At 69.9% G+C, this 19,795-nt stretch carries 22 protein-coding genes and 1 tRNA gene; 12 read left to right on the plus strand and 11 right to left on the minus strand.

Translation table 11 applies throughout. The features are described 5' to 3' along the window. The first annotated feature begins 22 nt into the window (after positions 1 to 22). Positions 23 to 95 (plus strand) — tRNA-Leu (locus QE412_RS01305). A 105-nt stretch (positions 96 to 200) separates the two neighbouring features. Continuing rightward, positions 201 to 770: a LemA family protein gene (locus QE412_RS01310; RefSeq protein ID WP_307479191.1), complete on the plus strand. Its 570-nt coding sequence runs from the start codon at positions 201 to 203 to the stop codon at positions 768 to 770. Between the two features lie 36 nt (positions 771 to 806). Here QE412_RS01310 and QE412_RS01315 read toward each other — a convergent pair whose 3' ends face one another. Then, complete coding sequence (locus QE412_RS01315) at positions 807 to 2,048, minus strand: winged helix-turn-helix domain-containing protein (protein ID WP_307479194.1); 1,242 nt, start codon at positions 2,046 to 2,048, stop codon at positions 807 to 809. 69 nt (positions 2,049 to 2,117) lie between these two features. Between QE412_RS01315 and QE412_RS01320 the strand changes: the two genes are divergently transcribed. After that, on the plus strand, positions 2,118 to 3,308 hold the full coding sequence (locus QE412_RS01320) for an AI-2E family transporter (RefSeq protein ID WP_307479196.1): 1,191 nt from the start codon (positions 2,118 to 2,120) through the stop codon (positions 3,306 to 3,308). Then, on the plus strand, positions 3,305 to 4,534 hold the full coding sequence (gene ilvA / locus QE412_RS01325) for a threonine ammonia-lyase (RefSeq protein ID WP_307479198.1): 1,230 nt from the start codon (positions 3,305 to 3,307) through the stop codon (positions 4,532 to 4,534). Before QE412_RS01320 ends, ilvA begins: the two co-directional genes overlap by 4 nt. A 232-nt stretch (positions 4,535 to 4,766) precedes the next feature. On the opposite strand, the gene greA is transcribed toward ilvA, so the two are convergent. Next, on the minus strand, positions 4,767 to 5,258 hold the full coding sequence (gene greA, locus QE412_RS01330; RefSeq protein ID WP_307479200.1) for a transcription elongation factor GreA: 492 nt from the start codon (positions 5,256 to 5,258) through the stop codon (positions 4,767 to 4,769). 102 nt (positions 5,259 to 5,360) lie between these two features. After that, positions 5,361 to 5,756 carry a DUF4307 domain-containing protein gene (locus QE412_RS01335; protein ID WP_307479202.1) on the minus strand — a complete coding sequence of 132 codons (396 nt, stop codon included), beginning with the start codon at positions 5,754 to 5,756 and terminating at the stop codon, positions 5,361 to 5,363. A 63-nt stretch (positions 5,757 to 5,819) separates the two neighbouring features. Between QE412_RS01335 and QE412_RS01340 the strand changes: the two genes are divergently transcribed. Further along, positions 5,820 to 6,080 carry a hypothetical protein gene (locus QE412_RS01340; protein ID WP_307479205.1) on the plus strand — a complete coding sequence of 87 codons (261 nt, stop codon included), beginning with the start codon at positions 5,820 to 5,822 and terminating at the stop codon, positions 6,078 to 6,080. A gap of 53 nt (positions 6,081 to 6,133) precedes the next feature. Here QE412_RS01340 and trhA read toward each other — a convergent pair whose 3' ends face one another. Beyond that, positions 6,134 to 6,826, minus strand: coding sequence for a PAQR family membrane homeostasis protein TrhA (gene trhA / locus QE412_RS01345; RefSeq protein WP_307486962.1), 693 nt, complete (start codon positions 6,824 to 6,826; stop codon positions 6,134 to 6,136). Positions 6,827 to 6,982: 156 nt separating this feature from the next. Here trhA and QE412_RS01350 point away from each other — a divergent pair, with 156 nt between their 5' ends. Both QE412_RS01350 and QE412_RS01355 read left to right on the plus strand, forming a co-directional pair. After that, positions 6,983 to 7,765 carry an isoprenyl transferase gene (locus QE412_RS01350; RefSeq protein WP_373426519.1) on the plus strand — a complete coding sequence of 261 codons (783 nt, stop codon included), beginning with the start codon at positions 6,983 to 6,985 and terminating at the stop codon, positions 7,763 to 7,765. Between the two features lie 249 nt (positions 7,766 to 8,014). After that, entirely contained in the window at positions 8,015 to 9,376 is a 1,362-nt protein-coding gene (locus tag QE412_RS01355; RefSeq protein ID WP_307479208.1) for a PhoH family protein, read from the plus strand. A 292-nt stretch (positions 9,377 to 9,668) separates the two neighbouring features. Here QE412_RS01355 and QE412_RS01360 read toward each other — a convergent pair whose 3' ends face one another. The 7 genes from QE412_RS01360 to xseA are packed head-to-tail and all read right to left on the minus strand — an operon-like array spanning position 9,669 to position 16,121. Continuing rightward, complete coding sequence (locus tag QE412_RS01360) at positions 9,669 to 10,325, minus strand: response regulator transcription factor (RefSeq protein WP_307479211.1); 657 nt, start codon at positions 10,323 to 10,325, stop codon at positions 9,669 to 9,671. Then, positions 10,322 to 11,737: a sensor histidine kinase gene (locus QE412_RS01365; protein WP_307479213.1), complete on the minus strand. Its 1,416-nt coding sequence runs from the start codon at positions 11,735 to 11,737 to the stop codon at positions 10,322 to 10,324. The genes QE412_RS01360 and QE412_RS01365 overlap by 4 nt, the downstream gene beginning before the upstream one ends. 53 nt (positions 11,738 to 11,790) lie before the next feature. Beyond that, complete coding sequence (locus tag QE412_RS01370) at positions 11,791 to 13,185, minus strand: class II fumarate hydratase (RefSeq protein WP_307479216.1); 1,395 nt, start codon at positions 13,183 to 13,185, stop codon at positions 11,791 to 11,793. A gap of 51 nt (positions 13,186 to 13,236) precedes the next feature. Continuing rightward, a complete protein-coding gene (locus QE412_RS01375) occupies positions 13,237 to 13,905 on the minus strand; it encodes a carbonic anhydrase (protein ID WP_373426520.1) in 669 nt (222 codons plus the stop codon). Further along, on the minus strand, positions 13,902 to 14,534 hold the full coding sequence (locus QE412_RS01380) for a DUF4245 family protein (protein WP_307479217.1): 633 nt from the start codon (positions 14,532 to 14,534) through the stop codon (positions 13,902 to 13,904). The genes QE412_RS01375 and QE412_RS01380 overlap by 4 nt, the downstream gene beginning before the upstream one ends. After that, entirely contained in the window at positions 14,534 to 14,764 is a 231-nt protein-coding gene (locus QE412_RS01385; RefSeq protein WP_307479219.1) for an exodeoxyribonuclease VII small subunit, read from the minus strand. The genes QE412_RS01380 and QE412_RS01385 overlap by 1 nt, the downstream gene beginning before the upstream one ends. A 10-nt stretch (positions 14,765 to 14,774) precedes the next feature. After that, a complete protein-coding gene (xseA, locus tag QE412_RS01390) occupies positions 14,775 to 16,121 on the minus strand; it encodes an exodeoxyribonuclease VII large subunit (protein WP_307479221.1) in 1,347 nt (448 codons plus the stop codon). A 58-nt stretch (positions 16,122 to 16,179) separates the two neighbouring features. Between xseA and QE412_RS01395 the strand changes: the two genes are divergently transcribed. The 5 genes from QE412_RS01395 to QE412_RS01415 all read left to right on the plus strand — a co-directional run bounded on the left by QE412_RS01395 (position 16,180) and on the right by QE412_RS01415 (position 19,734). Next, entirely contained in the window at positions 16,180 to 17,241 is a 1,062-nt protein-coding gene (locus tag QE412_RS01395) for a 4-hydroxy-3-methylbut-2-enyl diphosphate reductase (protein WP_307479227.1), read from the plus strand. Further along, positions 17,238 to 17,843, plus strand: a complete 606-nt coding sequence (locus tag QE412_RS01400; protein ID WP_307479228.1) for a DUF6264 family protein — start codon at positions 17,238 to 17,240, stop codon at positions 17,841 to 17,843. Before QE412_RS01395 ends, QE412_RS01400 begins: the two co-directional genes overlap by 4 nt. Before the next feature lie 55 nt (positions 17,844 to 17,898). Further along, positions 17,899 to 18,402 carry a sigma-70 family RNA polymerase sigma factor gene (locus tag QE412_RS01405; RefSeq protein ID WP_307479230.1) on the plus strand — a complete coding sequence of 168 codons (504 nt, stop codon included), beginning with the start codon at positions 17,899 to 17,901 and terminating at the stop codon, positions 18,400 to 18,402. Next, positions 18,399 to 19,100, plus strand: a complete 702-nt coding sequence (locus tag QE412_RS01410) for an anti-sigma factor (protein WP_307479231.1) — start codon at positions 18,399 to 18,401, stop codon at positions 19,098 to 19,100. Before QE412_RS01405 ends, QE412_RS01410 begins: the two co-directional genes overlap by 4 nt. Positions 19,101 to 19,188: 88 nt before the next feature. After that, positions 19,189 to 19,734 carry an MOSC domain-containing protein gene (locus QE412_RS01415; RefSeq protein WP_307479241.1) on the plus strand — a complete coding sequence of 182 codons (546 nt, stop codon included), beginning with the start codon at positions 19,189 to 19,191 and terminating at the stop codon, positions 19,732 to 19,734. Positions 19,735 to 19,795 lie beyond the last annotated feature (61 nt).

The following is a 19,795-nucleotide window of genomic DNA, read 5'->3' on the forward strand; positions in this document are numbered from 1 at the left end:
CGGGCGGTACGGTGGATGACGGGCCCCCGTAGCCCAACGGCAGAGGCAGGCGACTTAAAATCGCTTCAGTGTGGGTTCGAGTCCCACCGGGGGTACGAACGCTGATCCGCATCCGCTGGGAGTCCCACCGCCCGCCCCGTCGCCACGACTGCCCGCCGTTACACTGAAGGGCAATCTCTCGAACGGAGCGTGGGGAACCTATGTGGGAGTGGCTCGTACCGGTCATCGTGATCGTCGGCATCCTGGCGATCGCCGGGATCTACCTCTGGGCGACCTACAACGCCCTCGTCGCTCTCAACGTGCGCGTCGACGAGGCCTGGAGCGACATCACGGTGCAGCTCAAGCGGCGCGCCGACCTCTTGCCCAACCTCATCGAGACGGTCAAGGGCTACGCGGCGCACGAGAAGGCCGTCTTCGAGAACGTGACCCGCGCGCGCGCCGAGACGCTGTCGGCCCAGAGTCCCGCGGAAGCGGGCGTCGCCGAGGGGCACATGCAGCAGGCACTGAAGTCCCTGTTCGCCGTCGCCGAGGCCTACCCGCAACTGCAGGCGAGTCAAAACTTCCTGCAGCTGCAGCACTCGATCGTCGACACCGAGGACAAGATCCAGGCCTCGCGCCGGTTCTACAACGGCGGCGTCCGCGAGCTGAACACCAAGATCAAGGTGTTCCCGAACAACGTCTTCGCGCGCCAGCTCGGTTTCAGCGAGCGGGAGTTCTTCGAGGTCGTCGACGGCGCGGCCATCTCGGAACCACCTCGCGTCCAGTTCTGACCACACGCGCCCCCTCCGCTGCGGAGGGGGCGCGTTTCAGTTCGTGCGGCCGTCGGGGTGGTCGTGCCTGTCCGCGATCAGCGCCCCGGCGAGGGCATCGGCCGCGTCGCCCCATCGCGCCACGGTGATGCGCTCCAGGCCCTGCCACCTCGCGGCCGTGCGGAGCTCCTCGGCGACGCGCTCGGCGGCATCCGGGGGTGCCCCGTGCTCCCACCACGCCGACTGCACCCGCAGGGCGCTCGCGGCGCGGTCGGCCTTCAGATCGATCCGTCCCACGACATCGTCGCCGACGACCACCGGCAGGGAGTAGTACCCGAACCTCCGCTGCGGCGCGGGCGTGTAGATCTCGATGCGGTAGTCGAAGTCGAAGAGCCGTTCCGCGCGGTCCCGGAACCACACCACGGGGTCGAAGGGCGACAGGATCGCCGTCGCATCCACGCGGCGGGGGCGGGCGGCATCCCGATGCAGCCACGCCTTCGCGGGACGACCGCCCACCTCCCAGCCCTCGACCCGCACGGGGATGAGCTCGCCCGCATCGACGAGGTCGTGCACCGCCGCCATCACCGCGGGCCGGTCGCGGATCCGCCAGTAGTCGGCCAGGTCGGCGGCCGTGGCCACGCCGTAGGCGATGGCGGCGCGTCGCACGAGCTCGGCGATCGCCTCCGCGCGCGGAACCGGCGTCTGCAGTGCCCTCGGCGGCAGGACATCGGATGCCAGGGCGTACCGCCGCTCGAAACCGCGACGCCCCGCGATGGCGACATCGCCGAAGAGCCAGAGGCGTTCGAGGCCGTTCTTGACGTCGTCCCAGCCCCACCACGATCCCCGTGATCCGCTGCGGGCGTCGTGATCGATCTCGGCGGGGCGCAGCGGCCCGCGGGCGGCGAGCTCGTCGCGCAACCACTGCAGCAGCGGCTGGTTGGCGCGCGCCCAGTCGTCGTCGCCGTACTTCTCGCGCAACGCGTCGCGACGGAACTGCAGCAGCGGCCAGTCATCGACCGAGACGAGGGATGCCACGTGCGCCCACGACTCCACCCACGTCGGACGGCGCGAGAACGCGAGCTTGTCGAGAAGGGCGGTGTCGTACGCGCCCAGGCGGGCGAACAACGGCATGTAATGCGAGCGCGAGAACACGTTGACCGAGTCGATCTGCAGGATGCGCATGCGCTGCAGGGCGCCCGTGATCTGGCGGGTGCCGACCGTCTCGGGGCGCGCACGGGCGAAGCCTTGAGCGGCCAGGGCGATGCGTCTGGCGTCGGCGCGGCGGAGCGACAGAGTCATCCCGTCACCGTATCCACAGCCTCCGACATCGCAACCGTCGCCCGGGGAAGGCGACGGTAGGCTGACAGGATGACCGGAATCGATCCCGAGCCCCGCGGATCGTTCCTGGACGCCCTCCGACGTCGGACCGTTTCGAGCGACCTGGAGCCTCCGGTACCACCCGCGCTGCGGCAGGCCACGGCATACGCCTGGCGCCTGCTCGTCATCGCCGCGGCGGCGGGCGTGGTCATCTGGGTCGTCATCCAGCTGAAGCTGCTGGTGATCCCGCTCCTCGTCGCGATCCTGGTGACGGCGTTGGTGTGGCCGGCCTTCTCTTTCCTCCTGCGACACCGGTGGCCGAAGTGGCTCGCCATCGTCGTCACGGTGCTGGGCACGCTCGCGATCATCTCCGGGCTCGTGTGGCTCGCTGTGTGGCAGATCTCGCGGGAGTCCGGCTCCGTGAGAGAGCGCACGGTCACCGCGATCGAAGAGTTCCGTCAGTACCTGATAGACGGTCCGCTGCACCTCAGCGCCCTGCAGATCAACGACGGACTCGATCAGGCGGCGAGCTTCCTGCGGCAGCAGTCCGAGGTGCTGTGGACCGGGGCACTCGCCATCGGCACGACCCTCGGGCACGTCGCCACCGGTGTGCTGCTGACTCTCTTCATCCTGCTGTGCCTGCTCGCCGACGGCGGCCGCATCTGGCGCTGGACCACGCGTCTCTTCCCGCGCGTCGCGCGACCCGCCGTCGACGGCGCCGGCCGCGCCGGGTGGCGCACGGTCAAGAGCTACGCACGCACCCAGCTCCTCGTGGCGACCATCGACGCGATCGGCATCGGCCTCGGCGCCTTCCTGCTCGGCGTGCCGCTGTCCATCCCGATCGGCGTGCTCGTCTTCCTCGGCGCGTTCATCCCCTTCGTGGGAGCCGTCGCGACCGGAGCCCTCGCCGTCTTCATCGCCCTCGTCTACAACGGTCCGCTCATCGCCCTGTTCATGCTCATCGTCGTCCTCGGCGTGCAGCAGATCGAGAGCCACATCCTGCAGCCGATCCTCATGGGCTCGGCGGTGAAGGTGCACCCGCTGGCCGTGGTGCTCGTCGTCGCCGGCGGCGCGATGATCGGCGGGATCGCCGGCGCGCTCTTCGCCGTCCCGCTCGCCGCCTTCGTCAACGTGGTGGCCGTCTCCCTCAGCTCGAAAGCCTGGGAGCACGAGGGGCAGCCGCTGGAACACCAAGATCTCATCTGGCAGACCGTCCCGCATGAGCGCGGAAGGAGATCATGAACGACACTCCCACCCTGGCCGAGTTCGAGGATGCCGCGCAGGCTCTGCGCGGCATCATCACGCGGACGCCGCTCGACGAGTCGCTGCACCTCAGCGACCTGCTCGGCGTGCCGGTCAACCTGAAACTCGAGAACCTTCAGCGCACGGGGTCATTCAAGATCCGCGGGGCGACCTACCGCCTCTCGCGACTGACCGCCGAGGAACGCGCGCGCGGCGTTGTAGCGGCCTCGGCCGGCAATCACGCGCAGGGTGTGGCCCTCGCCGCGCAGCAGCTCGGCATCGCGGCGACGATCTTCATGCCACTCGGCGTTCCGGTGCCGAAGCTCCTCGCCACGCGCGGCTACGGCGCCGAGGTCATCCTCGAGGGTGCCACGGTCGAGACGCCGCTGCGTCTGGCGGCTGAGTTCGCCGAGCGCACGGGGGCTGTGCTGATCCACCCCTTCGATCACCGCGACATCGTCGTGGGTCAGGGGACGCTGGGCCTCGAGCTCGTCGAGGACTTGCCCGACCTCGAGACGGTCATCGTCGGAATCGGCGGGGGAGGGCTCGCGGCGGGCGTCGCCGCCGCGGTGAAGGCCCGAGCCGCCGCTGAGGGGCGCGAGGTGCGCATCATCGGTGTGCAGGCGCACAACTCCGCCGCCTACCCGTCGTCGCTGGCCGCGGGCTATCCGATGCAGGTCGAGACGACGCCCACGATCGCCGATGGCATCGCGGTGGCGCGTCCGGGCGATCTGCCCTTCGAGCTCATCCGGCAGTACGTCGACGAGGTCGTCACCGTCACCGAGGACGACATCGCGCGCGCGTTGCTGGTCCTCCTCGAGCGGGCGAAGCAGGTCGTCGAACCCGCGGGTGCTGTCGGTGTGGCCGCGATCCTCGCCGGCAAGATCACGGCCACCGGTCCCACCGTCACGATCCTGTCCGGCGGCAACATCGACCCGTTGCTGCTGCAGCGTGTCGTGGCGCACGGGCTGTCGGCATCCGGTCGGTACATGTCTCTGCGCATCCCGCTGCCCGACCGTCCGGGCCAGCTCGCCCGGGTGTCGGAGCTGCTCGCCGGAGTGGGCGCCAACGTCATCGAGGTGCTGCACACCCGCCACGGCCAGGGTCTGCAGATCAGCGAGGTCATCCTGCAGCTCAGCGTGGAGACGCGCGGAGCCGAGCATCGGGCGCTGGTGATCCAGACGCTCGAAGACGCCGGGTTCATCGCCACCGTCGTCCCCGACTGACGCGCGGCGCCCGCCGGGGCCGCGTCGTTCGGGACGCGTCGTTTGGGGCGCGATCCTCCGTTTGGGGCGGGTATTTCGCGCCCCAAACGGGAGATCGCGCCCCAAACTGAGGGTGTGTACGGACCCCAGACGACGCTTGGCGCGGGGGCAACGGGAACGCCGCGCACTCCCGCCCGGAAACGCCGCGAGCCGCCCACCCCGAGACGGGGGAGCGGCTCGCGGACGAGGCGTCTTACTGGCCCGAGTAGGTCTCGACCTTGACGATCTCGACCGAGATCTCCTTGCCGTTCGGGGCGGTGTACGAGCTCTTCTCGCCCTCCTTGAGGCCGAGGATGGCGGCGCCGAGCGGTGAAGCCTCGCTGTACACGTCGAGCTCAGAGTCGACCGCGATCTCGCGGTTGCCGAGCAGGAAGACCTCTTCGCCGCCGGCGATGATCGCGGTCACGACGGTGCCCGACTCGACCACGCCGTGGCTCTCGGGGGCTTCGCCGACCTTCGCGTCCTTCAGCAGCTGCTTGAGCGTGCGGATACGCGCCTCCTGCTTGCCCTGCTCGTCTTTCGCGGCGTGGTAGCCGCCGTTCTCTTTGAGGTCGCCCTCTTCTCGCGCGACCTCGATACGCTTGGCGATCTCTTCGCGGCCCGTGGTCGAGAGGTACTCGAGCTCGTTCGCGAGGCGGTCGTAGGCGTCTTGCGTGAGGAATGTCACCTGTGCGTCGTTCGCCACGGTTTCTCCTTCGTCGAGGGGGCGTGCGGCATCCGTCGAGGAACCGCCGGGGATATGTCGAACGCCCCGGCATCGAGCCGGGGCGCGTCGTGACTGGCGAGTTTACGGCACCCAGCAGGCGTTGACAAAACCCGTGGTCGCCAGCGACAGCGTCGGGATCTTCTCGGTGAACGCGCGGGAATGCTGGTCGGATGCCGGGTACTCCACGACCCGCCAGCCCACCGTTCCGTGCTCCTCGTCGCGGGCTTCGAGGGCGCACGCGACCGGCTCGCCGACGGGCGCGGTGATCTGGAAGGTCGCGGACACCGAGCGGTCGTTCTCGACCGTGAAGCCGGTGTCGGTCGCGGTGACCGAGCCCAGGCTGTTCGCCACCGTCGTCCACCCCAAGAACCCGGTCGCGCCCAGTGCCAGCACGGCGACGATCGACCAGCCCACGATGCGGCGGCGCGGCGAACGGGTGCGTCCGTAGCGCTCGTCGAGCAGGTCCTGCGTCGTCATGGTCTCCCCGGGCTTTAGGCTGGACTTCCAGGCTACGCGCTTGCGCCCGGACCAAAGGACTCCATGCTTCCCGTGATGATCGCCCTCGCGACCACGCCCTCGCCGGCCGTCACTCCCAACGATGAGATCGTCACGCCCGGTCCGCTCGGCTTCGCCGCGGTCGCCTTCATCGGCATCGCGGTCTTCCTCCTGGTGTGGGACATGCTGCGCCGCATCCGCCGGGGACGATACCGCGAAGAGGTCAACGCGGAGTTGGATGCCGAAGAGGCGCGCGCCCGCGAGGCCCGCGGCGACGACGCCGACCCCACCGCGCCGCGCACCTGATCGCGGCTGGCCTCCGGCATCCTGGATCGCCGCGAGGTGCCGCGGGAGGGCGATCAGCCGCCGTGATACGCCGGCGCGAGGGCGATCAGCAGGCAAGCCGTCCAGTGACACAGGAACGCCAGGACCGTGCACACGTGGAAGATCTCGTGGAATCCGAAGTGCCCGGGCCAGGGGTTGGGCTTCTTGATCGCGTAGACCACCGCTCCCACCGTGTAGAGCAGTCCGCCCACGACGACGAGCACCATCATCGCCACGTTCGCGGCGAGCAGGTCGCCCAGGTACATCACCGCCGCCCAACCGAGTGCGAGGTACAGCGCGACGTAGAGCCAGCGCGGCGCGTTGAGCCAGAAGACGCGGAACAGGATCCCGAGGATCGCGCCGCCCCACACGATCGACAGCAGCAGCACGGTCTGCGGGGTGGGCAGCGCGAGCACCGCGAGCGGGGTGTAGGTGCCGGCGATCAGCAGCAGGATGTTCGCGTGGTCGATGCGCTTGAGCACCGCGAGGGTCTTCGGCTTCCAGTGGAAGCGGTGATACAGCGCGGAGTTGCCGAACAGGAGCATCGACGTCGCCGTGAAGACGGCCGACGCCCACTTCGCCGGCGCTCCGTGCGCGAGCGCGATGAGCACGATTCCGGCCGCGATCGCCACGGGGAACGTGCCGGCGTGGATCCAGCCGCGCCAGGTCGGCTTGACGTCGGCCTGCGCGCCGACGGCGGCGGCTTCCAGAAGCGGGAGCTGGGGCATGTCGGGGCCGTCCGGGGGTGGTGTGCGCGTCACGTCTTCGACACTACGGGCGTGGCCATGCCGGGGTTCGTACATGCGGGCGGGGTTCACCCTTTCCCCAGCTAGCGGCGCCCGGGGGCACCGGTGGATGCGTCCGGGACGCGGTAGCGTAGGACGGTGGCGCGTGTGCGGAAGAACGAGGGACGGGGTCCCCTCTACCGTCTCTACATCTCGCGGCTGCGCCGGCGCATGCCCACCACCGTGCCGCACCATGTCGCGATGATGATCGACGGCAACCGGCGCTGGGCCCGGCAGCTGGGGTACGACAGCGCCGCCCACGGGCACCGGGCCGGTGCGGCGAAGATGCACGAGTTCCTGCGCTGGTGCGACGACCTCGGCATCGAGGTGGTGTCGCTGTACCTGCTGTCCAACGACAACCTCGTCAAGCGCGACAGCAAAGAACTGCAGGATCTGCTCGAGATCATCGCCGAGCTCGCGGGGGAGCTCTCGCGCGAGCCCGACTGGCGCGTGAAGCACGTCGGTCGTGCCGATGCTCTGCCGGCGGAGCTCGCCGAGGTGCTGCACGAGGCCACAGAGCGCACGCGCGAACACGGGGGACTGCACGTCAACCTCGCGGTCGGGTACGGCGGTCGCAGCGAGATCGTGGATGCCGTGCGCTCCATCATCGCCCAGCACGATGCCTCGGGCGGGTCGCTGGAAGAGCTCGCGGCCAGCCTCACCCCCGAGCAGATCGGCGAGCATCTCTACACGGGTGGGCAGGCCGACCCCGACCTCGTCATCCGCACGTCGGGCGAGCAGCGTCTGAGCGACTTCCTGCTGTGGCAGTCGGCGCATTCGGAGTTCTACTTCGTCGAGGCGCTGGGGCCTGACCTGCGCGAAGTGGACTTCCTACGCGCGATCCGCGACTTCGCGGCGCGCGATCGTCGGTTCGGGCAGTAACGACCCGACGGACGACGTCGGAGGGATCGGCATCCCGCGGCGAACCATTTCGCGCGAAGGATGCGCGAAAACGTGCTGTTCACGAACTCGTCACATTCGGGGTGTGTTAACGACCCTCTGCGGTGTCGCGGCGTCGTACGGTGATCACATCGGACACGGAGTCCGATCGAGTCGGCCGTCGGATTGCGACTCGTGACCCACAGGTCGACTCGTGACAACCGGGTGATCCACCCGGGTCGGGAGTGGGTTGTGACTGCACGAGCACCGTACGACCAGCGTCACGTCGTCGAGAGCACCGAATCCGCATCAGGCGCCGATCAGGCCCTGCGCACGTACGTCCTGGACACCTCTGTCCTCCTCAGCGATCCGCGGGCCTTCTTCCGCTTCGCCGAGCATTCCGTCGTGATCCCCGTCGTGGTGATCACGGAGTTGGAAGGCAAACGTCACGATCCGGAGATCGGCTATTTCGCCCGACAGGCTCTGCGTCACCTCGACGAGCTGCGCGTCGAGCACGGCCGGCTCGACTTCCCCGTGCCGGTCGGCAACGACGGCACCCTGCGGGTCGAGCTCAACAACACCGATCAGCAGGTGCTGCCCTCGGGGATGCGCACCGGCGGCAACGACAGTCGCATCCTCGCGGTGGCGATGAACATCGCCCACGACGGCGCCGAGGTCACCGTCGTGTCGAAAGACCTCCCGATGCGCGTCAAGGCGGCATCCCTGGGTCTGAACACCGAGGAGTACCTCGCGGAGCAGGCCATGGACTCGGGGTGGACCGGGATCACCTCGCTCGACCTGTCGGGCGACGAGATGGCCGACCTGTACGAGAGCGAGGTCGCCGTGAGCGACGCGGTGGTGGGGCTCCCGGTCAACACCGGGCTCATCATCCACTCCGAGCGCGGCTCTGCGCTCGGGCGCGTGACCGGACAGGGGGAGTTCCGGCTCGTCCGCGGCGACCGCGACGCCTTCGGCCTGCACGGTCGCTCAGCCGAGCAGCGTATCGCGCTCGACCTGCTGCTCGACCCCGAGGTGGGCATCGTCTCGCTCGGCGGTCGTGCCGGCACCGGCAAGTCCGCCCTGGCGCTGTGCGCGGCGCTGGAGGCGGTGCTGGAGCGGCAGCAGCAGAAGAAGATCATCGTCTTCCGACCGTTGTTCGCCGTCGGCGGGCAGGAGCTCGGCTACCTGCCGGGCGACCAGGCCGAGAAGATGGGTCCGTGGGGGCAGGCGGTGTTCGACACGCTCGGATCGGTCGTCTCGAGCAACGTCCTCGAAGAGGTTCTGGCTCGGGGCATGCTCGAGGTGCTGCCGCTCACGCACATTCGCGGTCGCTCGCTGCACGACGCGTTCGTCATCGTCGACGAGGCGCAGTCGCTCGAACGCAATGTGCTGCTGACGGTGCTCAGCCGTATCGGCCAGAACTCGCGCGTCGTGCTCACCCACGACGTCGGTCAGCGCGACAACCTGCGGGTGGGCCGGCACGACGGCGTCGCCTCGGTGATCGAGACGCTCAAGGGCCACGGGCTGTTCGGTCATGTCACGCTCACGCGTTCGGAGCGTTCGGCCATCGCCGCGCTGGTCACCGAACTGCTGGAGGCCGGCGAGCTGTCGTGACCCTGAGACGAGAGGGCCGGGATGCCATGGGATCCCGGCCCTCTCGTCTGCCGCCCGGCGTGCGCAGGGCCTCGTCGAAGATGAGAGCTTCCTCATGTCCAGTTCCCCCCATTCTCACCTGGAGAGGTCAGGATGGACACATCGGCGAGGAAGATCTCGTCACCGCCCCCGGCGGCTCCCCCGAGGAAAACCCGAGGTCCGCACTCCTCGTGGCCCTGCTTTTCGGGTAAGCAGCGGACGCGCAGCGTGACCTCCCCGAAACCCCCGGTTCCCCACCGGGGGTTTCGGGTTTTCACTGCCAGCGGTACCCGGCGCCGCGCACGGTCACGATGTGCGTCGAACCGAGCTTCGCGCGAAGGTAACGCACGTACACGTCGACCACGTTCGAGGTGGGATCGAAGTCCATGTTCCACACTCGGCTCAGCAACTGCTCGCGGCTGAGCACCTGGCCGGCGTGACGGATGAACTCCTCGGCGAGAGCGAACTCACGGGCACTCAGATCGACGGCGCGGCTGCCCACCGTCGCTCGGCGCGCGAGCACGTCGAGCGTGACGTCGCCGTGGGCGATCGTGATCGTGCCGGTGCTCACCGGTTCGCGCAGGCGTGAACGCACGCGCGCGAGCAGCTCATCGAACTTGAAGGGCTTCGCGACGTAGTCGTTCGCTCCGGCGTCGAGGCCGTCGACGGTGTCACGGGTGCTCGTGCGAGCGGTGAGCATGATGACGGGGATCGTCGATCCTTGCCCGCGCAGACTCCGCAACACGTCGAAGCCGTCGAGCGTCGGCAGTCCGACGTCGAGGAGCAGGAGATCGGCCGAGCCCGACAGCGCCGCCTCGAGGGCGTCGGCGCCGTCGCCGACCACCGTCGTCTGATAGCCGGCCGATTCGAGTCCCTTGGCCACGAAAGCCGAGATCCGTTCTTCGTCCTCGGCGATGAGGATGCGCGTCACCCGGTTGCCTCTCTCTGTAGGACCACGTCACCGGCGCGTACCGGGGTGGGAAGCTCTGCGGCGGAACGCCCGCGCACGAGGGGGAGGTTCAGGGTGATCGTCGCTCCGCCACCCGGCGTGTCCGTCACCCCGCAGTGACCGTCGTGGGCACGCACGATGGCGTCGACGATGGAGAGCCCGAGTCCCGAACCCTCGATGCCGCGCCCGGTCGCCACGCGATCGAACCGTCGGAAGACGCGATGGCGCGCGGCCGGGGGGATGCCGGGACCGTGGTCGCGCACCCACAGCCGCGCCGTGGAACCGTCGGCGCTGCTGCCGATCTCGATCGGTGTTCCGGCGGGGGTGTACTTCGCGGCGTTGTCGGCCAGCTGCAGCCAGGCTTGGACGAGACGGTCGGCGTCGCCGTGGATCTTGCCCGAGGCACGCGCCTCGACCCTCCAGGTGTGGTCGGGGATCGCGCACACGAGCTCCGCGACCCGGTCGGTCAGGCCGCCCACGTCGATGAGAGCGGCCGAGAGCGTGGCCGTCTCGACGTCGGCGAGGGTGTCGATGTCGTCGACCAGGCGCGACAGGCGGTCGAGCTCGGCGATGCCGATGTCTCGAGTCTCGGCCGCGTCCTGCGCATCGGCGGGATTCATCATCTCGAGATGCCCGCGCACGATCGTGATGGGCGTCTTGAGTTCGTGTCTCACGTCGTCGAGCAGCTGGCGCTGCGCGTCGACCGACATGGCCAGGCGGTCGAGCATGCCGTTGACGGAGGTGGTGAGATCGGAGATCTCGTCGTAGCCGTGCGCGCGGAGGCGTTGGTCCATGTCGTCGATGGTGATCGCGTCGGTCGTATCTCGCAGCCGCTTCAACGGCGAGAGGAGCCGGCCGGTGATGAACCAGCCGACGACCCCCATGACCACGAGAACGATGATCCCCGTGAGGGCGTAGGCCGTGGTCGACAGGATCACGAGCTCCATGCGCTGGTCGACCGAGATGATCTGCACAACCGTGCCGTCGCGCGTCTCGACCGCGGCGTACACCACCGGACCGCGCGCACCGTCGACGCGTCCGGTGAGGTTCCCGGAGGCGAGGCGCGCCGTCAGAGCGGACAGGAGGGCCGCGTCGTCGGCGATCGCCAGACCCGGGGGAGAGGGGGTCGCGGACACCAGCCGAGAGTCGTCGACGGCGATCGTGGCGTCGGTGCGCCCCGGGATGGTGGACGAGACGATGTCGATCGCGTCGTCGTCGGTTCTCGTGACGGTCGACGTGAAGCCGTCGAGCTGGCGCTGGGCATTGGCCAGCACGCGTTCGCTCTGCACCACGTAGGCGACCCCGCCCGCGGCGGTCATACCGACGAGAACGACGCCGAGGATCGCGCCGAGGAGCCGCACGCGCGTCGAGACAGGTCTCGGCGTACGGATCATCCTTCGATTATTGCGCGCCCGGCGTCGTTCTCGTGCGGTGGTCGTGGTCCGGTTCAGCCGGGGTGGGTCATCGACAGCAGGTCGAGCTTGGCGTCGAGCACCTCTTCGGTGATCTCGCCGCGCTCGACGTAGCCGAGGTCGATGACGGCCTCGCGCACCGTGATGCCCTTGGCGACGGAGTGCTTGGCGATCTTGGCCGCCGCCTCGTAGCCGATGACCTTGTTCAACGGGGTCACGATCGAGGGCGACATGCCCGCGAACGCCTCGGCGCGGGCGACATTGGCCTCGAGCCCGTCGACGGTCTTGTCGGCGAGCACGCGCGTGGCGTTGGAGAGCAGGCGGATCGACTCCAGCAGCGCCGTTCCCATGACGGGGATCGCGACGTTCAGCTCGAACGAGCCCGACGCGCCGGCCCACGCGACGGTGGCGTCGTTGCCGATGACGCGGGCGCACACCATGAGGGTCGCCTCGGGGACGACCGGGTTGACCTTGCCGGGCATGATCGAGGATCCGGGCTGCAGGTCGGGGATGTGCAGTTCGCCGAGACCGGTGTTCGGCCCCGAGCCCATCCAGCGGATGTCGTTGTTGATCTTCGTCAGCGAGACGGCGATCGTGCGCAGTGCGCCGGATGCCTCGACGAGGCCGTCGCGGTTGGCCTGCGCCTCGAAGTGGTCCTTCGCCTCGGTGATCGGCAGCCCGGTCTCGGCCGCGAGCAGCTCGATGACCTTCTGCGGGAACCCGAGGGGGGTGTTGATGCCGGTGCCCACGGCGGTGCCGCCGAGGGGGACCTCGCCGACGCGGGGGAGCACGGCCTGCACGCGCTCGATGCCGAGACGCATCTGCCGGGCGTAGCCGCCGAACTCCTGCCCGAGGGTGACCGGGGTGGCATCCATCAGGTGCGTGCGACCCGACTTGACGATGCCCTTCCATGCCTCGGCCTTGGCCTCGAGGGCGAGGGAGAGGTGCTCGAGGGCCGGGATGAGGTCGGTGATGAGCGCCTGAGTCACGGCGATGTGCACCGAAGTGGGGAAGACGTCGTTCGACGACTGCGAGGCGTTGACGTGGTCGTTGGGGTGCACCGTCGAACCGAGGATGCCGGTCGCCAGCGTCGCGAGCACCTCGTTCATGTTCATGTTCGACGAGGTGCCGCTGCCGGTCTGGTAGGTGTCGACCGGGAAGTGCGCGTCGTGCGCTCCCGTGACGACTTCGTCGGCGGCCTGCGCGATGGCGTCGGCGATGCCGCCATCCAGTGTTCCGAGCTCTTTGTTGGCGAGGGCAGCCGCCTTCTTGATGCGCGCGAGCGCGGCGATCTGGGTCGACTCGAGACCGGATCCGGAGATGGGGAAGTTCTCGACCGCGCGCTGCGTCTGAGCGGCGTACAGGGCGTTCTTCGGCACCCGCACCTCGCCCATGGTGTCGTGTTCGATGCGGTACTCGGTGTCGGTCACGTCGTCGTTCCTCCAGGTCTTTCGTTCGGTTCTCAGGGACGTTCGGGCGGGTCAGGCGTGTGCGGGCACGCGTGCGTCGTCGACGTCGCCCACGATGACGACGGGGAAGGCTTCTCCCTCGTCGAGTCGGTAGTTCGCGCCGACCACGGCGGTGCGGCCCTCGGCGACGGCCTCGCTGATCAGTTCGGAGGCGCGCAGGAGCTCGCCGACGGTGTGCCGCAGGTGCTCGCGGCCCACGAGCTCAGGGTCGACGTGGTCGGGAAGGTGTCCGTCGACGGCGTTCTCGCGCTGGACGCGGCGCACCGCCGGCACGATCGGCGCGATCTGGCGCCAGATGTACGCGGGCAGGGTGGGGGCGTCCGGGCCCGTGCTGTCGATCGCCGCTCCCACGGCTCCGCACGCGTCGTGCGCGAGCACGACGATCAGGGGCACCTCGAGCACACCGACCGCGTACTCGAGACTGCCGATGACGGAGTCGGAGATGACCTGGCCGGCGTTTCGCACGACGAAGAGGTCGCCGAGGCCCTCGTCGAAGATGATCTCGGCCGCGAGACGCGAATCGGAGCACCCGAACAGGGCGGCGGTCGGGTGCTGCGAGGCCGCGAGCTCCGCGCGGCGCTCCACGTCTTGCCGGGGGTGGGCGGGCGCACCGGCGACGAACCGCTTGTTGCCTTCGACCATCTGCTGCCACACCTGACGGGGCGTCATGCGCTCGCTCACGGAACCTCTCTCAACTGCTCGATCTGCGACGTGACGGACGCGGCGGCCAGGGCCGCGGTCTCGGGGGCGGCGTCGCCGTAGACGAGCACGTAGTCGGGGCCGGCGGGAGTCGCCAGCGCGTAGGAGATGTTCCCGGTGCCGGAGGGGTTCGCGGGGCGATAGACGTCCCACGTGATGCCGTCGATGTCGGTGGTCTCGGTGGCGCGCGTGCCGTCGAGCACCTGGCCGACCCACGCTTCGTCGGTGTCGAATCCCTGCGCCACGCGCAGGAAGCCCGACTCGCCGGAGCGGACGTACACCATGGTCCACGCCTCGGTGCCGCCGGCTCCCTCGACCGTGGCCTGGTTGACGCGCCAGCCCTCGCCGAGCGAGGGCGAGAGCACCGGGCGACCGCGATCGCTCTGGAGCTCGGCGGCGAGGGCGGGGACGTCGGGTGCGGGGCGCGGCACGGGCTCGCCGCGCGGCACGGCGGCCACGACGACGAGCACGACGCCGACCGTCACGAGCAGTGCCGCGATGAGGTTGCGGAACGTCTTGCTCGAACGGTAGCGGCGTGACGACTCGGCCTTGCGATCGGCCGTCTCCTGCGGCGTCTCGGGGCGACCGAGGTGCGCGACGACGCGCGCCATCAGTCGCCGCTCTCTTCGCCGCGCGCGGCGTCGAGACGGCGCTTGGCGCCCAGCAGCCATTCTTCGCAGCGGGCGTACAGTTTCTCTCCGCGTTCCCAGAGCGCCAGTGACTCCTCGAGCGTGGGGGCGCCCTGCTCGAGCTCGGCGACCACGCGCACGAGTTCGTCGCGGGCCTGCTCGAACGACAGGGTGGCGACGTCGGCGGCGGGGCCGGGGGTCGTCGCGGTCATGGCATCCATCCTAGGCGCGACCGGCGGGTGCCTCGGCGTCCGTCGCCGGGGCCTTGCGTGAGATGGCCGACGTTCCGTGCGGCACCACGTCGGGGGTCGCGCCGTCGGATCGGGCCGCGAGCGTGCCCTCCTCGAGGGTGAGGCGCAGGGCGGTTCCGGCGGGGGCGTGCGCGGCGTCGCGAAGGACCGACCCGTCGGGGAGCTGGGCGATCGCGTACCCACGGGCGAGGGTGGCGAGGGGCGAGAGCGCGCGCAGGCCGGCACCGAGCTCGCGCGTGCGGCGGCTCTCGCTCTCGAGCCGGCGGTCGACGATGTCGCGGCCGCGATGAGACAGCATCCACAGCTCTTGTGCGCGCGAGGTGAGCATCGTGTGCGGCGTGCGCAGCGAGGGGCGGGAGCGGATCTGCTCGAGCTGGGCGATGTCGTGCAGCACGCGCTGGGTCAGGCGCCCGGTCAGACGCGCGCGCAATTGGGCGACCATCGCCCGCTGCTCGGCGACGTCGGGCACCACGCGCTTCGCGGCGTCGGTGGGCGTCGAGGCGCGCACGTCGGCGACCTCGTCGAGCAGGGGGCGGTCGTTCTCGTGTCCGATCGCGCTGACGATCGGGGTGGATGCCGCGGCCACGGCCCGCACGAGACGTTCGTCGCTGAAGCCGAGCAGCGTCTGCGGGTCGCCACCGCCGCGGGCGATGATGATGACGTCCACTTCGGGGTCGGCATCCAATACCCTCAGCGCCGCGAGGGTCTCGGGGACGCAGCGGTCGCCCTGAACGGCGGCGTAGGTCGTGCGGAAGTTCACCCGCGGCCACCGCAGCTCGGCGTTGCGGTGCACATCTTTCTCGGCATCCGAGTTCTCGCCCGTGATGAGACCGATGCAGTGCGGGAGGAACGGCAGCTTCTTCTTGCGGACCGGGTCGAACAGTCCCTCCGACCGCAGTTGCATGCGCAGGCGCTCGAGGCGTTCGAGCTGCTCGCCGAGGCCGACATGGCGCATCGCCGAGACGGCGAACGAGAAGTCGCCGGTGCGGGGGAAATAGTCGGCCTTGACGCACGCGACGACGTGGTCGCCGACCTTGAGGTCTCTCGGCAGCCGGTTGAGGGTGCTCGACCAGATGCGAAAGGCCACGGTCGATTCGGTGCCCAGATCTTTCAGGCGACCGAACACGTTCCCTCCGCGTCGGTTGAACGAGGTGATCTCGCCCTCGACCCACACCGAGCCCCACCGCTCGATGAAGCCGCGGATGGTGTCGTTCAGCCGTGACACCGACGTCGGAGCGTCGGTGCGCGAATCGCGGGGGTGTACGGAGTCGGCGGGGGGCGCCTCACCGGTCACCGTCTCGGGCTGGAACGAAGTCATGGGCTCCCTCGGGGCTGGGTTCGGCCGGTGTCCAGGGGCGCCCCGGTAGAATCGAGGGGTGAGCTCACCTGTCGTGCACCTGCCCGTTCCCCGTATCCCGGGTCGACGCGGGCGGCTCCAGGATATCCCCGTGCAGGGCAAGAAGAAGGTGCTGCTGGCGGCACCCCGCGGCTACTGCGCCGGCGTCGACCGTGCCGTCATCGCCGTCGAGAAGGCCCTCGAGCGCTACGGCGCGCCGGTCTACGTGCGCAAGCAGATCGTGCACAACATCCACGTGGTGACCGAGCTCGAGAAGAAGGGGGCGATCTTCGTCGACGAGGTCGACGAGGTCCCCACCGGGGCCCACGTCGTCTTCAGCGCGCACGGCGTGTCGCCGGCGGTCGTGTCCGCGGCATCCGACCGGGGCCTGCAGGCGATCGACGCGACCTGCCCCCTCGTCACGAAGGTGCACCGCGAAGCCGTGCGTTTCGCGCGCGACGACTTCGAGATCCTGCTGATCGGCCACGAGGGTCACGAAGAGGTCGAGGGCACCGCCGGCGAGGCGCCGGAGCACGTGACCGTCGTCAACTCACCCGATCACGCCGACACGATCGAGGTGCGCGACCCGTCGAAGGTCGTGTGGCTGTCGCAGACCACCCTCTCGGTCGACGAGACGATGGAGACGGTGCGGCGCCTGCGCGAACGCTTCCCCCAGTTGCAGGACCCGCCCTCCGACGACATCTGCTACGCCACCCAGAACCGCCAGGTCGCGATCAAGAAGGTCGCCGTCGGCGCCGATCTCGTGATCGTCGTGGGCTCTGCCAACTCCTCCAACAGCGTGCGCCTGGTCGAGGTGGCCCTCGAGCACGGCGCGAAGGCCGCGTACCGCGTCGACTACGTCGACGAGGTGCAGCAGGAGTGGCTCGAGGGCGTCGAGACGGTCGGCGTCACCAGTGGTGCCTCGGTGCCGGAGGTGCTCGTCAGCGAGGTGCTCGAAGAGCTGGCCGGTGCCGGCTACCGCGACGTCGAAGAGGTGCGCACCGCCGAGGAAGATCTGATCTTCTCGCTTCCGAAGGAGCTGCGTCAGGATGCCAGCGGCAAGCGCGACAGCCGCGCTCTCGGCGGGCGGGGCCGCGCATGAGCGACGCCGAGCAGCGTGCTGCGGCGCCGGCGAGCGACACGGGCGACGTCGATGAGCGTCCCCGTCCGCAGTTCGGTGAGTACGCCACGCCCGAGGAGCAGCGCGCCCGCATCCAGCGCCCCGCGGTGACCGAAGCGCTCGATGCCGGCGTCGCCCCGCAGCCCGAGCCTGTCGTTCCCGCCGCGGCACCGGTTTCGGCCCCGACTTCAGGGCCGGGCGGGCTCCGTGGGCCGCTGTGGGACCGAGTCCTCGCGGGCGGTCTACTGGCCTACGGGCTCGTGTCGACCGTGTCGACCATCGTGCAGTTGCTCGACTTCCCCGCCTATGCGGAGTCTGCGGCGAAGGTGCTCGGCGTCGACGCGAGCTTCACCAACCTGTCGGCCGGGTACCTCTGGGGAGCCGCGGCCGCGTTCGTGTACGGCATCGGGTGGCTGCTCACCGCGGTGCTCACGTGGCGGCGCCTGAAGCGCGGTCGTATCGCCTTCTGGATCCCTCTCGTCGGCTTCGTCGCCACGGTACTCGTGGCGGGCGCGTGCGTGACTGCCGCCCTGCTCGGCGATCAGCAGTTCATGAACGCGCTCGTCGGCAGCGTCCCGAACTGAACCGCGAGCCGCGGCATCCCGTGTTCCCCGCAGACGAGGAAGAAGGGATGCCGCGGTGAGAGACGATCACGCGCAGCTGACGGCGCTGTACGACGCGCACGCCGTCCCCGTCTGGCGGTACGTGGTCAGTCTCACGGGCGATCACGCCGGTGCTGACGACGTCGTGCAGGAGACCCTGCTGCGCGCGTGGCGGACACCGCGGGTGATGAGCGATGAGCCCGCATCGCTGCGGTCGTGGATGTACACCGTGGCCCGCAACATCGTCATCGACGAGGCGCGCAGCGCCCGCCGGCGGCACGAGCTCCCGGTCGACGAGCTGCCCGAACGGGTGCGCGACGACGACACGGATGCCAAGTTCGACGCGCTCCTCGTGGAAGAAGCGCTCGCGACCCTCACTCCCGACCATCGCGCCGTCATCGTCAGCGCCTACTACGGGGGGCGCAGCGTCGCGCAGGCCGCCGAAGAGCTCGGCATCCCGGCCGGCACGGTGAAGTCGCGTCTGCACTACGCGGTGCGAGCACTGCGGCTCGCGCTGCAGGAGAGAGGGGTGACCCGATGATCAGCGACCACGAACGGCTGTCGGTGTTGGACGGCGCCTACGTCCTCGGGGCGCTGGGCGCTGCCGACCGGGCAGAGTTCGAAGCCCATCTCGCCGTCTGCGCGCAGTGCCGTGCCGCCGTCGGCGAGCTCGCGCCGACCGCGGGGTTGTTGTCGCGCCTGTCGGCCGATCGGGCGCGGGCGGTGGGCACAGCGACCGGACCGGTGCCGCTCGCCGCGCCGGATGCCTCGTTGCGGGAACGCGTCGTCCGGGCGGCGCAGCGTCGCCGCGCGCGGCGGGCGACGATCTGGACGTTGGCGGCCTCGATCGCTCTCGTCGCGGTCGCCGTGCCCAGCGTGATCGTCGCCACGAACGCCACGTCGTCGTCGGGGTCCGTCTACGCGCTCGACGACGTCGCCGGAGCCCCGCTCGAGGCCTCGGTCAAGCTCACGTCGGTGCCGTGGGGGACACGCATCGACCTCGTGTGCGAGTACACCGGGCAGGTGCTCGATGCGCCCCCGGGGGGCTGGCCATACGCGCTGGCCATCACGGACGACTCCGGTTCGACGAGCGTGCTGTCGACCTGGCGCGCGGGCCCCGGCGCCACGACCGAACTCAGCGCGGGCACCGACCTCTCGGCATCCCGTATCGGCGCGGTCGAGATCCGCACGCTCGACGGTGATCGGGTCGTCATGCGGCGAGACTTCGCCGGGCCCTGATCGCGCGGTGCCGCGCGCATCGCCGATGACTGAACCCGCACGGCGAAGGGGTGAACGTCGGGCGGCGGGCACGCTCTAGCATCGTGTCATGCCTCGTCTCGTCGCCGTCTGCGCCGTCCATTCTCTGCACCCCGATGCCGGCAGCGTCGGCGTGACCGCGATCGACAAGCGCGCGATCGACGGGGCGGTGCGCGTCGCCACGCTCGGTGTCCGCTCCGATGTCCAGGCCAGCCGCAAGCACCATGGCGGTCCCGACAAGGCCGTCTATGCGTACGCGGCGGAGGACGCCGCGTTCTGGGAGGGCGAGCTCGGCCGCGAGCTGCATGCGGGATGGTTCGGTGAGAACCTGCGCGTGGAGGGTCTCGACGTCAACGGCGCCCGCATCGGCGAGGTGTGGCGCATCGGCGAGACCGTCGAGCTCGAGGTCACGATGCCCCGCACGCCCTGCGCGACCTTCGCCCGGTGGGTGGGCGGCTCGGCCGCACGTGGCTGGGTGAAGAGGTTCTCCGACGAGGGTCGGCTCGGCGCCTACCTGCGCGTGCGGCGGGCGGGTGATGTGCGTGCCGGGGATGCCATCGAGGTGGTGTCGTCGCCCGAGGGCGCGCCGACGGTGCTCGAGGTGTACCGCGGCTGAGACCGTGTCGTGTCCTGGAGCGCCGGGGCATGGCATCCGGAAACGACGAACGCCCCGGCCG

It is taken from the genome of Microbacterium trichothecenolyticum, assembly GCF_030818955.1.
Classification (GTDB): domain Bacteria; phylum Actinomycetota; class Actinomycetes; order Actinomycetales; family Microbacteriaceae; genus Microbacterium; species Microbacterium trichothecenolyticum_B.

Coding starts and splice junctions, on each gene's coding strand:
- QE412_RS01335 (WP_307479202.1), bottom strand. CDS start 5,756: ATGACGACGCAGGACCTGCTCGACGAGCGCTACGGACGCACCCGTTCG.
- QE412_RS01340 (WP_307479205.1), top strand. CDS start 5,820: ATGCTTCCCGTGATGATCGCCCTCGCGACCACGCCCTCGCCGGCCGTC.
- QE412_RS01310 (WP_307479191.1), top strand. CDS start 201: ATGTGGGAGTGGCTCGTACCGGTCATCGTGATCGTCGGCATCCTGGCG.
- QE412_RS01415 (WP_307479241.1), top strand. CDS start 19,189: ATGCCTCGTCTCGTCGCCGTCTGCGCCGTCCATTCTCTGCACCCCGAT.
- QE412_RS01410 (WP_307479231.1), top strand. CDS start 18,399: ATGATCAGCGACCACGAACGGCTGTCGGTGTTGGACGGCGCCTACGTC.
- QE412_RS01320 (WP_307479196.1), top strand. CDS start 2,118: ATGACCGGAATCGATCCCGAGCCCCGCGGATCGTTCCTGGACGCCCTC.
- trhA (WP_307486962.1), bottom strand. CDS start 6,826: ATGCCCCAGCTCCCGCTTCTGGAAGCCGCCGCCGTCGGCGCGCAGGCC.
- QE412_RS01385 (WP_307479219.1), bottom strand. CDS start 14,764: ATGACCGCGACGACCCCCGGCCCCGCCGCCGACGTCGCCACCCTGTCG.
- QE412_RS01365 (WP_307479213.1), bottom strand. CDS start 11,737: ATGATCCGTACGCCGAGACCTGTCTCGACGCGCGTGCGGCTCCTCGGC.
- QE412_RS01315 (WP_307479194.1), bottom strand. CDS start 2,048: ATGACTCTGTCGCTCCGCCGCGCCGACGCCAGACGCATCGCCCTGGCC.
- ilvA (WP_307479198.1), top strand. CDS start 3,305: ATGAACGACACTCCCACCCTGGCCGAGTTCGAGGATGCCGCGCAGGCT.
- QE412_RS01380 (WP_307479217.1), bottom strand. CDS start 14,534: ATGGCGCGCGTCGTCGCGCACCTCGGTCGCCCCGAGACGCCGCAGGAG.
- QE412_RS01400 (WP_307479228.1), top strand. CDS start 17,238: ATGAGCGACGCCGAGCAGCGTGCTGCGGCGCCGGCGAGCGACACGGGC.
- xseA (WP_307479221.1), bottom strand. CDS start 16,121: ATGACTTCGTTCCAGCCCGAGACGGTGACCGGTGAGGCGCCCCCCGCC.